The sequence below is a fragment of the Inquilinus limosus DSM 16000 genome (genome assembly GCF_000423185.1).
GTDB classification, from domain to species: Bacteria; Pseudomonadota; Alphaproteobacteria; order DSM-16000; family Inquilinaceae; genus Inquilinus; species Inquilinus limosus.
This window is the reverse complement of sequence record NZ_AUHM01000018.1, coordinates 44,731-57,948: the sequence shown is the minus strand read 5'-3', so window position 1 is coordinate 57,948 and position 13,218 is coordinate 44,731. Positions and strand designations below refer to the sequence as shown.

Sequence of the window (13,218 nt, the reverse complement as noted above, 5' to 3'; positions counted from 1 at the left end):
CGCAGCAGGAGGACGAACGCCATGAAGACGCTGACGACCATTCTGACGGTGGCCGCCGCCGCATTGCTGTCCGCCGCCCCGGCCCGGGCCGAGCCGGTGACCCTGACCTGGCAGATGTGGGCCGGCACCGATGCCGAGATCGAGGCCTGGAAGCATGTCGCCGGGCTGATCAACAAGCAGTACCCCGACATCAAGGTCGAGCTGCAGACCTCCCCCTGGCGTGACTACTGGACCAAGCTGCCGACCCTCGCGGCGTCCAACACGCTGCCCGACATCGTCAGCATCCAGTCACTGCGCCTGTCCAACTTCACCACCCTGTTCGAGCCGCTGGACGATTATGTGAAGGAGGGCTTCGACCTCGGCCAGTTCGACCGCTCGATCCTCGACGGCCTCAGCTATGGCGGGCATCTCTACGCGCTGCCCTATGACTTCGGGCCCCTGGTCGTCTACTACAACCGCGACCTGTTCGCGAAATACAAGGTCGAGCCGCCCAAGGCCGGCTGGACACGGGATGATTTCCTGGCCGCGGCCAAGGCGCTGACCCAGGACGGCAATTACGGCTTCGCGGTCACCGCCAGCGATTGGCTGGAATTCGCGCTGTCCGACGGGGCGAAGTACCTGACCGAGGAGGGCGGGCTGAACTTCGCCGACCCGGAGCTGCAGGCCGCGTTCCAGTCCTACGTCGATCTGGTGACCAAGGAGAAGGTGGCGCCGGTGATCGCGGCCAGCGGCCAGCCCTCCGGCGACATCGCCCGCGGCCGCTTCCTGGCCGGCACCGTCGCCATGTACGTCACCGGCCCGTGGGAGATGATCAACATCCGCAAATCCTCCAACTTCCCGGTCGGGCTGGCGCCGCTGCCCGCCGGCAAGGCCGGCAGCATCACCTTCAGCGCCGGTTCGGGCTTCGGCATCAACAAGGCCGGCCCGCACAAGGACCTGGCCTGGAAGGCGATCCAGGTGCTGACCGGGCCGGAGGCGGAGCAGTATCTGGCATCGCAGGGCCGCGCCTTCCCGGCCCGGACCGCGCAGCAGGGCTACTGGTACGACGTCGCGGCACAAGGCGTCGCCAATGCCCGCGAGACCATCGACTTCGCCCTGAAGAACGCCCAGCCCTACCGCACCACCGCCAACTGGAACACGGTGTACGAGCTGCTGGAGCAATATGCGCCGCTGGCATATAGCGGGTCGCAGACCGGCGCCGAGGTGCTGGACACCGTGCAGGGCCTGGCCGCCGAATGACCGTGCAGGCCCAGGATCTCGGAACGCCGGTGGCGGCTGCCCCGCGGGCGCAGCGGCGGCGTCGGGCCTTCCGGGCGGAAGGGCGGGCCGCCTTCTGGTTCCTGCTGCCCAGCCTGCTCGGCTTCCTCGCCTTCCTGCTGTTCCCGCTGGTGGCGTCGCTGGCGCTCAGCTTCACCAACTGGCAGCTGCTGAACCAGCCGAAATTCGTCGGCCTGGCCAACTACACCCGGCTGTTCACGGTCGACCCCAGCTTCTGGCGGGCGCTGGTCAACACCGTCTTCTACACGACCGAGTACTTGGTGCTGAACATCGTGCTGGCGGTCGGCATGGCGGTCTGGATCTCCAGCCTGCGGTGGGGCAAGCGGTTTTTCCGGCTGATCTTCTTCCTGCCGACCTTCACCCCGATGATCGGCGCCTCGCTGGTCTGGGTGCTGATCTTCACCCCGGGCGGGCTGATGGATTGGCTCGTCCAGTCGCTCGGCCTGCCGATCCCGAACTTCCTGGTCGACCCGAACTGGGCGATGCAGGCGATCGTCATCGTCTCGCTGTGGTCGGGCTTCGGCTACAACCTGCTGCTGTTCGGGGCGGCGCTGGAATCGATCCCGCAGACCTATCTCGACGCCGCCCAGATCGACGGCGCCAATGCCTGGCAGCGCTTCTGGCGGATCAAGCTGCCGCTGATCTCGCCGACCCTGTTCTTCGGCACGGTGATGACCGCGATCACCGCGCTGCAGGTCTTCGACCAGGTCTATTCCATGACCCGCGGCGGGCCCGGCGCCGCCACCGCGACGCTCGGCTTCTTCATCTACCAGAACGGCTTCACCACCTACCGGATGGGCTACGCCTCCTCGATCGCCTGGGTGATGTTCGTCATCATCATGGCGCTCACGGCGCTCCAGTTCCGGCTGCAGCGGAAATGGGTGCATTATGACGACTAGGCCCAAGGCGGCCGGCGCCGTCACCGCCGGCACTCTGGTCTCGCAGGGGGCGATGGCGCTGGTGGCGCTGGCCTTCCTGTTCCCGTTCTTCTGGATGCTGACCAACGCGATCCGGCCGAATGGCGAGGTCCTGGCCGTGCCGCCGCGCCTGCTGCCCAGCGACTGGCAGTGGGGCAACTTCCTCGATGCCTGGGTCTACCTGCCCTTCGGCCGCTTCTTCCTGAACAGCGCACTGGTCTCCGGCGCCGTCACCGTGATCGTGCTGACCGTCTCCAGCCTCGCCGCCTATGCCTTCGCCCGGCTGCGCTTCGTCGGCCGCGACACGCTGTTCCTGACCTATCTCTCGACGCTGATGATCCCGCAGGCGGTACTGGTGATCCCGCTGTTCCTGCTGATCAGCAGGCTGGACTGGGTCAACACCTTCCAGGCGCTGATCCTGCCGGTCGCCTTCGGCTCCTTCGGCACCTTCATGCTGCGCCAGTTCTTCAAGACCATCCCGCGCGAGCTGGAGGAGGCGGCGCTGTGCGACGGCGCCTCGCGGCTGCGCATCCTGGTCAGCATCATCCTGCCTATGTCGCTGCCGGTCCTGGGCCTCCTGGCCCTGTTCACCTTCACGGCGCAGTGGAACAGCTTCCTGTGGCCGCTGATCATCGTGAACGGCACCGAGCATGCCACCATCCCGCTCGGCCTCACCATGTTCCAGACCCAGCAGGGCACGCAGTGGAACTACCTGATGGCCGGCGCCGCGATCTCGATGATCCCCGGCCTGTGCCTGACCATCCTGCTGCAACGCTACATCTTCAGCGGCATCGCCATGAATTCGGGCTTCGGCGGGCGGTAAGAGTTTTAGATGGGATCTAGACTTGCTAAATCCCACTTAGAGTCGCATCATCGGAAGAGCCACAAGAAGGGGGCGGGAAGGGAACGACTATGGACATGCATGTTCCGGCGCAGGCCGAGGCGCCGCGCCTCCTCACCGATGCGCAGATCCGGCAGTTCCTGGCGAACGGCTATCTGGTGCTGCAGACGGCGCTGCCGAAGTCGTTCCACGACCAGATCTTCCAGCGCTTCGACGAGCTGATCGGCGGCGACCGGCACGAAAACCCCGGCAACAACCTCCTGCCGCTGGTGCCGGAGATCAACGCCGTGTTCGAGGACCCGGTGGTGAAGGGCGCGCTGACCAGCGTGCTGGGGCCGGACTACGCAATGCACCCGCACCGGGCCCTGCATAAGAACCCGCCCGGCTCGCCGATCCAGAACTGGCACAAGGACAGCTACTGGGGCTACATGCGCCGGGTGCGGAACCACCGGCCGCGCTGGGTCATGATCATGTACTACCCGCAGGACACGCCGGCCGAGTTGGGGCCGACCGGGGTGGTGCCGGGCAGCCATCTGCTCGCCGCCGGGATCCGGGATCCGGATGCGCTGGAGAAGAACGGCTCCGGCCCCGCCGGATCGGTGCTGATGATCCACTACGACATCTGGCACCGGAAGATGAAGAACCTGACCGCGGACAAGCGGTTCATGATGAAGTTCGAGTTCATCCGCATGGCCCCGGTCGGGGCCCCGGCCTGGCCGCATGCCGACCCGGCCTGGCGGGCGCCGCAGCAGTTGCCGTCCTTTCCGATGGAGGCGGCGTGGAAGGCGCAGTGGCGCTGGCTGACCGGCGGCACCGCGGCCGGAGGCTCGCCGGATCTCGACGCCCTGCGTGCGGCCCTTGCCGGCACGCCGACGCAGGCCGCGACGGCGATGTCGACCATCGCCGATCTCGGCCCCGCCGCCGCGGCGCTGGTGCCTGCGCTGCTGCCCTGGCTCGACGGCGACGACGAGGCGCTGCAGCTCGACGCAGCCTATGCCCTGGGCGCGATCGGCGAGGCGGCGCTGCCGGACCTGCTGCAGCGGGTCGAGGCCGACACCCGCCAGGACCCGGAGGACGGCACGGTCAAGAGCGATGCCGGCCGGCTGACGGCGAAGGATTGCGTCGCCCTGTCCGCCACCTACGGGCTGGTCGAGGTCGGGGCGCCGGCCGTGCCGGGGCTGCTGCGCCTGCTGCGGGACGGCGCCGGCCGGGCGCGCAAGCTCGCCGCCTTCGCCCTCGGCGAGATCGCCGGCACCGGGCCGGAGGTGCGCGACGCGCTGATCGCCGCCACCCGCGACGCCGACCCGCATCTGCGCATCGCCGCGGTCGAGGCGCTGGGGCTGAAGCCGGCCGATGACACGATCGTCGCCGCGCTGGTCCAGGCGCTGGACGACGCGGACGAGGAGGTGCGCTTCGACGCCGTGCTCGGCCTGGCGCGGATGGGGCAGGCGGCCGCCGCGGCGGTGCCGGCGCTCGGCCGGGTGCTGACCGGGGACCCGAACCGGTATGTCCGCGGCTACGCGGTCGAGGCGCTGGCCCGCATCGGGGATGACGCGGCGCACCGGGTGCTGCTACCCTATCTCAAGCTCTCGCGCTGGTGTCCGATGACGACCTCGGCGAGCATTTTCTGACCTGTTTCCACGGCGCGGCATTGGCGGATCGGCGGCTCTCTCCTTCCAGCGGACCTTCACCAGGAGCCCAGGATCCGGAGGCGCTGGCCGCCTTGCTGGAGCGCACCCTGGCCGGCGCTTCCGGCCGCTCGCTCGCGGGCGGGGCGGTGCGCCAGACGGTGCAGGCGCTGGGCCGGGCCATCGTCGCCGGCCGCTACGACAGCGACGGGCCGCTACCGACCGAGACCGAGCTGGCGGCCGAATACGCGGTCGGCCGCAACGCCATGCGCGAGGCGATCAAGGTCCTGGCCGGCAAGGGGCTGATCCGCACCGCCCGCCGCTACGGCTCGCGCGTCCGGCCGCGGGAGGAATGGTCGATCCTCGATCCCGACGTGCTGGCTTGGCATCTGCGCGAACCGGACGGGATCGGCCGCTTCCTGGTCGAGATCTCCGAGCTGCGCGAGATCGTCGAGCCGCGGGCGGCGGAGCTCGCGGCCGAGCGGGCCTCGGCGGAGGAGGCGGAGGCGATCGTCGCCCTGGCGGCGCGGCTGGCGATCGAGGCCATGCCGCAGGTGCTGGACACCGACGTCGCCTTCCACCTGGCGGTGCTGAACGCCTCGCACAACCGGCTGCTGTCCGGCTTCGCCCGGCCGCTCGATGTGCTGCTGCGGGTGCAGTTCCTGGTCTCGGCGCACGGCATCGCCGCGGAATACGCCTACAGCCCTTCGGCCGATTACCATATGGCGATCGCCGAGGGCATCCGCGGCCGCGACCCGCAGAAGGCGCGCGACGCGGTGATGGCGATGCTGACCCGCAACCGCGGCATCGCCGAGAAGGTGGCAGGTCCAGGCTGAGGGGGCGGCATGGCGCGGGATCCGGGGCTGGAGGAGCTGGTGCGGGAGGCGCTGGGCGCAGAGCCCGGCCTGGACGAGAAGCCGATGTTCGGCGGCCTGGCCTGGCTGCTGCACGGCAATCTGCTGTGCGGCGCCCGCGTCGACGGGATGCTGGTCCGCCTCGGCAAGGGCAACGACGGTTGGGCGCTGGAGCAGCCGGACGTCGCGCCGATGATCATGCAGGGCCGGCGCATGCCGGGCTGGGTGCGGGCCGGGCCGGCGGCCTTCGGCGACGACGCCCTGCGCCGGCGGCTGCTCGACGCGGCGCTCGCCTTCGTCCGCTCCCTGCCGCCGAAATAGCTACGCCGCCAGCGCGTCCAGCACGAAGTCGGCGCGCTCGGCCACGCTCACCTTCGGCAGGACGACGACCTCATAGCCGAGCGCCGGATAGGCCTTGAGCAGCCGTTCGTATTCGGCCACGGCCGCGTCGAGGCCGTGGCGCCGCTCCGGATCGGTGCCGTAGATCTCGGGCCAGGGCGGGGTCAGGAACACCCGTCGGTGATAGGGATGCGGCCGGGCCAGCGTCTCCAGCGCCGGCTCGCCGGTCATGTGCTGCAGCGCCGCCGCGGCGTCGACCAGGCCGCGGTCGAAGAACACCCAACCCTCACGCGCCTCGGCCGCGGCGCGGTCGGCCAGCGCCATGGCGACGGCGCGGCGGGCGAAGGCAGCTCCGTCCACCCAGGGCAGCGCCTGGCCGCCGTTCTCCAACTCTTCCTTGACGATGCGCCGCCCGGGCTCCTCCACCACCGCGTGCCCGCGCCGGCCGAGCTCCGCCAGCAGCGTCGACTTGCCGCCGCCCGAGCAGCCGGAGATGACGACGAAACGGTTCATCGGGCCTTCCGCTGACATGAGCGTCTCCTTTCGAGGATAGCGAAACGACGTTATCGTTGGTGTGACATTCGGGGGTGACTGTTCCATCGGAGTCGCCAATTGGCGGTCGATCTCAACCACCTGATCCTGTTCTCGCGTGTGGTGAAGGCGGGCAGCTTTTCCGGTGCCGCGCGGATGCTGGGCCTGCCGAAGGCGACCGTCAGCCGGAACATCGCGCGGCTGGAGGAGGAGATCGGGGCGCGCCTGCTGCACCGCACGACGCGCAAGATCGAATTGACCTCGCTCGGCCGCGCCTATCTCGACGAGGTCGATCTCGGCCTCCGGCATCTGGAAGCCGCGTCCGAGCGGGTCGCGGCGGCGCAGCGGGTGCCCGGCGGCACGCTGCGGCTGACGGCGCCCGTCTATTTCGGCGTGCGCTACCTGATCGAGTGGGTGGCAGAGTTCTGCACCCGGTTCGCGGACGTCAAGGTGGAGTTACACCTCAGCGACGACTATGTCGATCTCATCGAGAGGCGTATCGACATCGCCATCCGCACCGGCCGGCTCTCCAGCTCGAGCCTCGTCGCCCGCAAGCTCGGCCCGGCGAAGCGGATCGTGGTCGCCAGCCCCGACTATCTGTCGCGCCGGGGCACGCCGCGGTCGGTCGGCGACCTGCCCGCGCATGACGCCGTCGTGCTGGGTCCGTCCGTGGACAGCGCCGTCTGGCGGCTCGATGGCCCGCAGGGGCCGGAGGAGGTCCATATGCAGGGCCGCATCGCCGTCAACAGCGCGCAGGCCGCGCTCCGCGCCGCGGTGGCCGGCCTGGGGCTCGCCCTGCTGCCCACCGGCGTCGTCCAGGACGATCTCGATGCCGGCAGGCTCCGGCAGGTCCTGAAACGGCACAGCGTCGACAGCGGCGGCCTGTATGCGGTCTATGCGAGCGGCCGTCATCCCACCGCGGCGCACCGCGCCCTGCTGGATTTCCTCGCCGCCAAGCTTCGCGCCCGGGCTGCCTGACCGGGCGCCGAAGCCGGCACCGCTGTTGGCGCATGTGAGACGGTGTTTCCAAATTGTTGCTCCTACCGCGACGCCTCCCCGCCATGTGATCCTGCGGCCGTCGATGACCACGGGAGGGCGTTCGATGGCCGTGAATGACGAAGGTCGGCTGCGGGCCGGAACCAGCCGCCGGGTGCTGCTGCAGGCCGGCATGGCGGCGGGGCTGATGGCGATGGCCCGCCCGCTCTGGGCGCAGGCGGCGCAGCCTCCGGTGGTCGTGATCACCGGCACCAGCTCCGGCTTCGGCCGCTTGATGGCGGAAGGCTTCGCCCGGCAGGGCGCGCGGGTCTTCGCGACGATGCGCGATCCCGGCGGCCGCAACGCGCCGGCAGCCCGCGAGCTCGCCGCACTGTCCAAGGACGGCCTGAGCCTGGAGGTGGTCGAGATCGACGTGCTGAGCGACGCGTCGGTCGCCGCCGGCATCTCCCGCGTGGCCGCCGCCGCCGGGCGGATCGACGTGCTGGTCAGCAATGCCGGCATCGTCGTCCCGGGCCCGGTGGAGGTGCAGACGCCGGCCTGGTTCGGCGCCAATCTGGAGACCAACCTGAACGGGGCGCTGCGCCTGTACCGCGCGGTGCTGCCGCAGATGCGCGCCCAGCGCGGCGGGACGATCATCCAGATGTCGAGCGCGCTCGGCCGCGCCATCGACCCGATGCTGGGCGGCTATTGCGCATCGAAGCTGGCCGTCGAGGCCGCCGCCGATGCGCTCGCCTACGAAGCCGCCGCCTCCAACATCGAGGTGGTCGTGGTGCAGCCCGCCGGCGCCTACCCGACGCAACTGCAGGCCAATGCGGTGCGCCACTGGGAGCGGATGCTGAACGACCTCCCGGATGCCGAGCGCGCGCGGACGGAGCCCTATGCGCGCCATATCGAGGCGATGCTGGCCGATCTCGTTCCCGATCCGGAGCTCGACCCGAAGGAGGTTTCGGACGCGGTCGTCGCGCTGGCCGCCATGGAGTTCGGCGGACGGCCATCGCGGCTGACGGTCGGCCCCTACAGGGACGGCATCGACCCGGTCAACGCCGCCCACGATCAGTTGCAGGCGGAGATGATCTCGCATAACCGGATCGCGGACCTCCTGACGCTGCGGCCGCAGCCGCGCTGACCGGCGCAGGACGCATCTCGTCCGTGCTCATCGCCCTGTTGCCGTCTCCCCATACGGGGAGACGAGGCGGGCGCCGCGGCCATATTGCCGCGGCGAGCAGCCCATCACCCGCTTGAAGGCGGTGCTGAAGGCGCTCTCGGATTCGTAGCCCAGCGACAGGGCGATTGCGGAGACGGGATCGCCGGAATTCGCCAGCCTGTCCGCCGCCAGCAGCATCCGCCAGCGCGTCAGGTATTCCATCGGCGTCTCCCCGACCGTCTCCCTGAACCTCAGGGCGAAGCTCGATCGCGACATGCCGGCATGCGCCGCCAGCGCCTGCAGCGTCCAGCGATGCGCCGGTCGGGCATGCATGGCGCCGATCGCCGCGCCCATCTGCCTGTCCGCCAGGGCGGAGAACCAGCCGACGCCGCCTCCCGACCCGTCCTCCAGGTGCAGCCGCAAGGCCTGGACCAGCATCATATGGGCGAGGTGCTGAGCGATCAGAAAACCGCCGGGCTGGCGCTCGTGCAGCTCCTGCATCATCCGCTCGACGGACCAGCGCAGCGCCGCCTGGTCCGGTTCCTTCCGGATATGCACGATGGGCGGCAGCATCCGCAGCAGGATGCCGGCATGGTCGCCGCTGACGGCGAAGCGGCTGCCGGCCAGAAAGAAGTCCCCGCCGCCGTTGAAGGTGACGACGCCGCCATCCCGCGCCGGCGGAAAGACAGTGCCGGCATCGACAGGCGCCAAGGCCATGTCGCTGGCCAGCCGGAAGGGCCGGCCGCTCGGCAGCACGAAGCAGTCCCCGGCCCTCAGGCGCACCGGGTCGGGAACGCCCTCCACGGACAGCCAGCACGCGCCGGACACCACGGCGTAGCACTTGATCCGGTCGTGCTGGTGGTCGAACTGGATCGACCAGTCTCCGCCGGCATCGAAGCCGGCCGACACATAGCTGCGCGGCTTCAGCAGCGACAGCACGTCTGAAAGCGGATCCATGAGCTGTCCTGGACGATCGCGAAGATAATGCGGACTTTCCAGCATAGCTCGTCTGTCGGCGGACTCCTATCGTTGGACTATCCAGCGGAGGTGATCCAGGGGCAGTGCCTCCGAAAGCCTGTAACCGGGTGGAGGGAGCAGCCTTCATGACAGCGTTCACGATCAACGGGCGCGCGGTGGACGTCGCCGCCAGGCACGACACACCGCTGCTGTGGGTGATCCGGGAGCATCTGAAGCTCACCGGCACCAAGTTCGGATGCGGCATCGCGCAGTGCGGCGCCTGCACCGTGCATGTCGACGGCGAGCCGGCGCGCTCCTGTGTGACCCCGCTCGAGAGCGTGGCCGGCCGGGCGGTGACGACGATCGAAGGTCTGTCGCCGGACGCCAGCCACCCGCTGCAGAAGTCCTGGATCGCGGAGCAGGTGCCGCAATGCGGCTACTGCCAGTCCGGGCAGATCATGCAGGCCGCAGCCCTCCTCGCGAGCAACCCCAGTCCCACCCGCGAGCAGATCATCGAGCACATGGACGGGAACATCTGCCGCTGCGGGACCTATCTGCGGATCATCAGCGCCATCCAGCGTGCGGCACGGGAGGCCTGAGCCGTGATCGCGACCTTGAAGCCTCACAGCCGCGCACTTTCGCGGCGCAGCTTTCTCGTCACCGCCGGCGGTTTCGGCATTGCCGTCGCGTTCGGCGGCCTGCCCGGAAACGCCTTGGGCGCCGCCGTGACGCTGGCGGCTGAGGGCCATTATCGGCCGAATGCCTGGGTGGCCATTGCGGCCGACGGCACCGTGACCGTCATGTCACCGGCCTCCGAGATGGGGCAGGGCATCATGACGACGCTGCCGTTGCTCATTGCCGAGGACATGGATGCCGACTGGGGCAAGGTGCGCGTCGTCCAGGCTCCGTCCGATGCGGAGACCTACGGCAATCCGGGCTTCTACGGCATCCAGCTGACCGGCGGCAGCGAATCCACGCGGGGCTACTACGAGATGCTGCGCCTGGTCGGTGCCCAGACCCGCAAGGTCCTGATCGCGGGTGCCGCCGGCCTGCTGAACGCACCGGCGGGCGAGCTCACGACCGAGCCCAATCGGGTCGTGCACGCACCGTCGGGCCGCTCGCTCGGTTACGGCGAGATCGCCGCGGCCGGCGAGCTTCCCGATCCGCTGCCGCAGGCGACCGTCGCCGATCTGAAGCCGCGCGAGCGGTGGCGCTACATCGGCGATCCGAAGATGACCCGCGTCGACGTGCCGTCGAAGGTCGACGGCAGCGCGATGTTCGGCAGCGACGTGCAGCTTCCGGGCATGCTGTACGGGGCGGTCTTGCGGGCACCCGTTCAGGACGAGACGCCGGAAGCCATCGACGACGCCGCAGCCAGGGCCGTACCGGGCATCAGGCAGATCGTCCCGCTGCCCTATGGCGTCGGTGTCATCGGCGAAACGATCGAGGCGACGATGCGGGCCAAGGATCTGCTCGACGTGACCTGGAGCGCGTCATCGCGGGTCCGCCGCTACACCAGCGACCGGCTGCTGGAACAGTACCGCAGCGTCGGCCGCGACCTCTCCCGGACGGGCGTCGATGCCCTCGCCGAAGGCGATGCATCGGCGGCGATCTCGGGGGCCGCGACGGTCATCGCGGTCGACTACATGAGCGACCATGTCTGCCACGCGACCATGGAGCCGATGAACGCCACGGCGCTTGTGGCCGGCGACACGGTCGAAATCTGGGCGCCGACTCAGGGCCCGACGGGTACGCAGGGCTTCGCCGCGGAGGTGGTCGGCACCACCCCGGACAAGGTCAAGGTGAACACGACGCTGCTCGGCGGCGGCTTCGGCCGCAAGGCGGAGGCCGACTTCATCATCGATGCGGTGTCGCTGGCCAAGGCGGTGCAGGGCCGTCCGGTCAAGGTCGTCTGGAGCCGCGAAGACGACGTCCGGCACGACAAGTTCCGGCCGCTCGCGGCGCAGCACATCCAGGTCGGGCTCGACGGCGGCGGGGCCATCCTCGGCTGGCGGCATCGCATCGTGGCGGATTCCATTTTCGCCCGGACCATGCCCAGGCTGCTCGAGAGCGCAGGAGGCCATGACGACGTCGTGACCGAGGGCGCGGAGTTCAACTACGCCGTCCCGGCGCATCGGATCGAGTATATCCGCCAGGACAACGGGCTGGACGTCGGCTTCTGGTTCGCGGTCGGGGTCGGCTACACCAGGTTCGCGATCGAATGCGTCGTCGACGAGATCGCGGCGGCCAGAAGTGTCGATCCCCTGGCGCTTCGGCTGGAGTTGCTGAAGGACCAGCCGCGGGCGCGCAGGGTGATCGAGACAGTCGCGCGGATGGCGGAATGGGACCGCCCGCGCGACGAACGGGCGCTCGGCCTCGCCTATTCCGATGCGTTCGGCTCCCACTGCGCACAGATCGCCGAGGTGTCGCTCGACCGGCAAAGCGGCGAGATTCGCGTGCACTCGGTGTGGTGCGCGGTCGATCCGGGGGTGGCGGTCCAGCCGCGCCACATCGAAGCGCTGATGATGACCGGGATCACGAACGGCATCAGCCACGCGCTGTTCGAACAGATCAACATCGTCGACGGCCGGGTGCAGGAGTCGAACTTCGACACCTATCGGGTGATCCGCATGTCCGAGGTGCCCGATATCGAGGTCGCCGTGATTCCGACGCCCGAGAGCCCGATCGGGGGCATCGGCCAGGTCGGCCTGCCGCCGGTCGGTCCCGCGATCGCCAATGCGGTGGCGCGGCTCACCGGCGGCGTTCGGCTGCGGCACTACCCGTTCCTGCCGCAGCGGGTGAAATCGGCGCTCGGGGCCTGAATTCGATCATCATGCCGGCGCGGAGCTCTGCGACCCGATGAGGGACTTGATCCGCTCGGCATCTTCCGGCGTCGCCGGATTGTAGACCACCATGCCGAGATCGGGCCGGCCGTCGACGCCGAAGGCCGAGAATTCGAAGGCGATCGGCCCGGCGATCGGGTGCCGCAGGCGCTTAACGCCCTCGCCGTAGCTGCGGACGTCGTTGTCGCGCCACATCGCTTCGAAGTCGGGACTCTGGCGGCAGAGCTCGTCCACCAGCGCTTCCACCTTCGCCGCGGCGCCGGCACGCGCCGCATCCGCCCTGAACGCCGCCACCACGAAGCGGGCGACGCCTTCCCAGTCGAACTGCGCGGCGCGGACGCGGGGATCCAGGAAGATCAGGCGCAGGATGTTGCGCTGCTCCGGCGGCAGCGAGCCGTAATCGGTCAGCACCGCGGCCGCGGCACGGTTCCAGGCGACGACGTCCCAGGTGGCGGTCTTCACCAGCGCCGGGCTGGGGTCCAGCGCGTCGAGCACGCGCTGCAGCCGTGGCGTGACCCCCTCGGCCGCAGCCTGCTGGTAGCGGATCCCGGGCGGTCGGCCCAGGCCGAGCAGAAAGAGGTGCTCGCGCTCCACATCCGTCAGCATCAGGGCGCGGGCGATGCGGTCGAGGACATCGGCCGAGGGCGCGCCGCCGCGGCCCTGTTCGAGCCATGTGTACCAGGTGGCGCTGATATTGGCACGCTGGGCCACCTCTTCCCGGCGCAGGCCGGGCGTGCGCCGGCGCGATCCGGACAGGCCGAAGGCCGCCGGGTCGAGCTTGGCGCGGCGGTCCTTCAGATAGGTCCCGAGCGGATTGTCGTTCGCGAGCGGCATGCCGATCCTGTTGGGTATTATACCTGTATAAGGTCACTCATTTACCAGCATAGCAT

General features: G+C 69.6%; 13 protein-coding genes. 10 read left to right on the top strand and 3 right to left on the bottom strand.

Translation table 11 applies throughout. From position 1 onward, the window contains the following. The first annotated feature begins 21 nt into the window (after positions 1-21). From G537_RS0116590 to G537_RS0116565, 6 genes are all read left to right on the top strand, one after another. Entirely contained in the window at positions 22-1,239 is a 1,218-nt protein-coding gene (locus G537_RS0116590) for an ABC transporter substrate-binding protein (protein ID WP_026871072.1), read from the top strand. Next, a complete protein-coding gene (locus tag G537_RS0116585) occupies positions 1,236-2,177 on the top strand; it encodes a carbohydrate ABC transporter permease (RefSeq protein ID WP_034851963.1) in 942 nt (313 codons plus the stop codon). Before G537_RS0116590 ends, G537_RS0116585 begins: the two co-directional genes overlap by 4 nt. After that, complete coding sequence (locus tag G537_RS0116580; protein WP_026871070.1) at positions 2,167-3,018, top strand: carbohydrate ABC transporter permease; 852 nt, start codon at positions 2,167-2,169, stop codon at positions 3,016-3,018. Before G537_RS0116585 ends, G537_RS0116580 begins: the two co-directional genes overlap by 11 nt. A gap of 89 nt (positions 3,019-3,107) precedes the next feature. Further along, positions 3,108-4,667 (top strand): HEAT repeat domain-containing protein, encoded by a 1,560-nt coding sequence (locus tag G537_RS0116575; RefSeq protein ID WP_081688855.1) that lies wholly within the window; start codon positions 3,108-3,110, stop codon positions 4,665-4,667. 92 nt (positions 4,668-4,759) lie between these two features. Continuing rightward, a complete protein-coding gene (locus tag G537_RS38355; protein WP_051248492.1) occupies positions 4,760-5,500 on the top strand; it encodes a FadR/GntR family transcriptional regulator in 741 nt (246 codons plus the stop codon). 9 nt (positions 5,501-5,509) lie between these two features. After that, entirely contained in the window at positions 5,510-5,839 is a 330-nt protein-coding gene (locus G537_RS0116565; protein ID WP_026871068.1) for a TfoX/Sxy family protein, read from the top strand. On the opposite strand, the gene G537_RS0116560 is transcribed toward G537_RS0116565, so the two are convergent. Then, positions 5,840-6,370 (bottom strand): AAA family ATPase, encoded by a 531-nt coding sequence (locus G537_RS0116560; protein ID WP_026871067.1) that lies wholly within the window; start codon positions 6,368-6,370, stop codon positions 5,840-5,842. Positions 6,371-6,469: 99 nt separating this feature from the next. Between G537_RS0116560 and G537_RS0116555 the strand changes: the two genes are divergently transcribed. Together G537_RS0116555 and G537_RS0116550 are read left to right on the top strand one after the other, a co-directional pair. Then, on the top strand, positions 6,470-7,366 hold the full coding sequence (locus G537_RS0116555) for a LysR family transcriptional regulator (RefSeq protein WP_034851961.1): 897 nt from the start codon (positions 6,470-6,472) through the stop codon (positions 7,364-7,366). A 124-nt stretch (positions 7,367-7,490) separates the two neighbouring features. Next, entirely contained in the window at positions 7,491-8,510 is a 1,020-nt protein-coding gene (locus G537_RS0116550) for an SDR family NAD(P)-dependent oxidoreductase (protein WP_051248491.1), read from the top strand. Between the two features lie 27 nt (positions 8,511-8,537). Here the strand turns inward: G537_RS0116550 and G537_RS0116545 are convergent, their stop codons facing one another. Then, on the bottom strand, positions 8,538-9,485 hold the full coding sequence (locus tag G537_RS0116545; RefSeq protein WP_026871064.1) for an AraC family transcriptional regulator: 948 nt from the start codon (positions 9,483-9,485) through the stop codon (positions 8,538-8,540). Positions 9,486-9,631: 146 nt separating this feature from the next. Here G537_RS0116545 and G537_RS0116540 point away from each other — a divergent pair, with 146 nt between their 5' ends. Next, a complete protein-coding gene (locus G537_RS0116540; RefSeq protein WP_026871063.1) occupies positions 9,632-10,084 on the top strand; it encodes a (2Fe-2S)-binding protein in 453 nt (150 codons plus the stop codon). 3 nt (positions 10,085-10,087) lie between these two features. Next, entirely contained in the window at positions 10,088-12,307 is a 2,220-nt protein-coding gene (locus tag G537_RS0116535) for a xanthine dehydrogenase family protein molybdopterin-binding subunit (protein WP_026871062.1), read from the top strand. A 9-nt stretch (positions 12,308-12,316) separates the two neighbouring features. Here the strand turns inward: G537_RS0116535 and G537_RS0116530 are convergent, their stop codons facing one another. Further along, a complete protein-coding gene (locus tag G537_RS0116530; RefSeq protein WP_211230406.1) occupies positions 12,317-13,162 on the bottom strand; it encodes a helix-turn-helix transcriptional regulator in 846 nt (281 codons plus the stop codon). Positions 13,163-13,218 lie beyond the last annotated feature (56 nt).

Coding starts and splice junctions, on each gene's coding strand:
- G537_RS0116585 (WP_034851963.1), top strand. CDS start 1,236: ATGACCGTGCAGGCCCAGGATCTCGGAACGCCGGTGGCGGCTGCCCCG.
- G537_RS0116540 (WP_026871063.1), top strand. CDS start 9,632: ATGACAGCGTTCACGATCAACGGGCGCGCGGTGGACGTCGCCGCCAGG.
- G537_RS0116580 (WP_026871070.1), top strand. CDS start 2,167: ATGACGACTAGGCCCAAGGCGGCCGGCGCCGTCACCGCCGGCACTCTG.
- G537_RS0116575 (WP_081688855.1), top strand. CDS start 3,108: ATGGACATGCATGTTCCGGCGCAGGCCGAGGCGCCGCGCCTCCTCACC.
- G537_RS0116550 (WP_051248491.1), top strand. CDS start 7,491: ATGGCCGTGAATGACGAAGGTCGGCTGCGGGCCGGAACCAGCCGCCGG.
- G537_RS0116530 (WP_211230406.1), bottom strand. CDS start 13,162: ATGCCGCTCGCGAACGACAATCCGCTCGGGACCTATCTGAAGGACCGC.
- G537_RS0116545 (WP_026871064.1), bottom strand. CDS start 9,485: ATGGATCCGCTTTCAGACGTGCTGTCGCTGCTGAAGCCGCGCAGCTAT.
- G537_RS0116560 (WP_026871067.1), bottom strand. CDS start 6,370: ATGAACCGTTTCGTCGTCATCTCCGGCTGCTCGGGCGGCGGCAAGTCG.
- G537_RS0116590 (WP_026871072.1), top strand. CDS start 22: ATGAAGACGCTGACGACCATTCTGACGGTGGCCGCCGCCGCATTGCTG.
- G537_RS0116565 (WP_026871068.1), top strand. CDS start 5,510: ATGGCGCGGGATCCGGGGCTGGAGGAGCTGGTGCGGGAGGCGCTGGGC.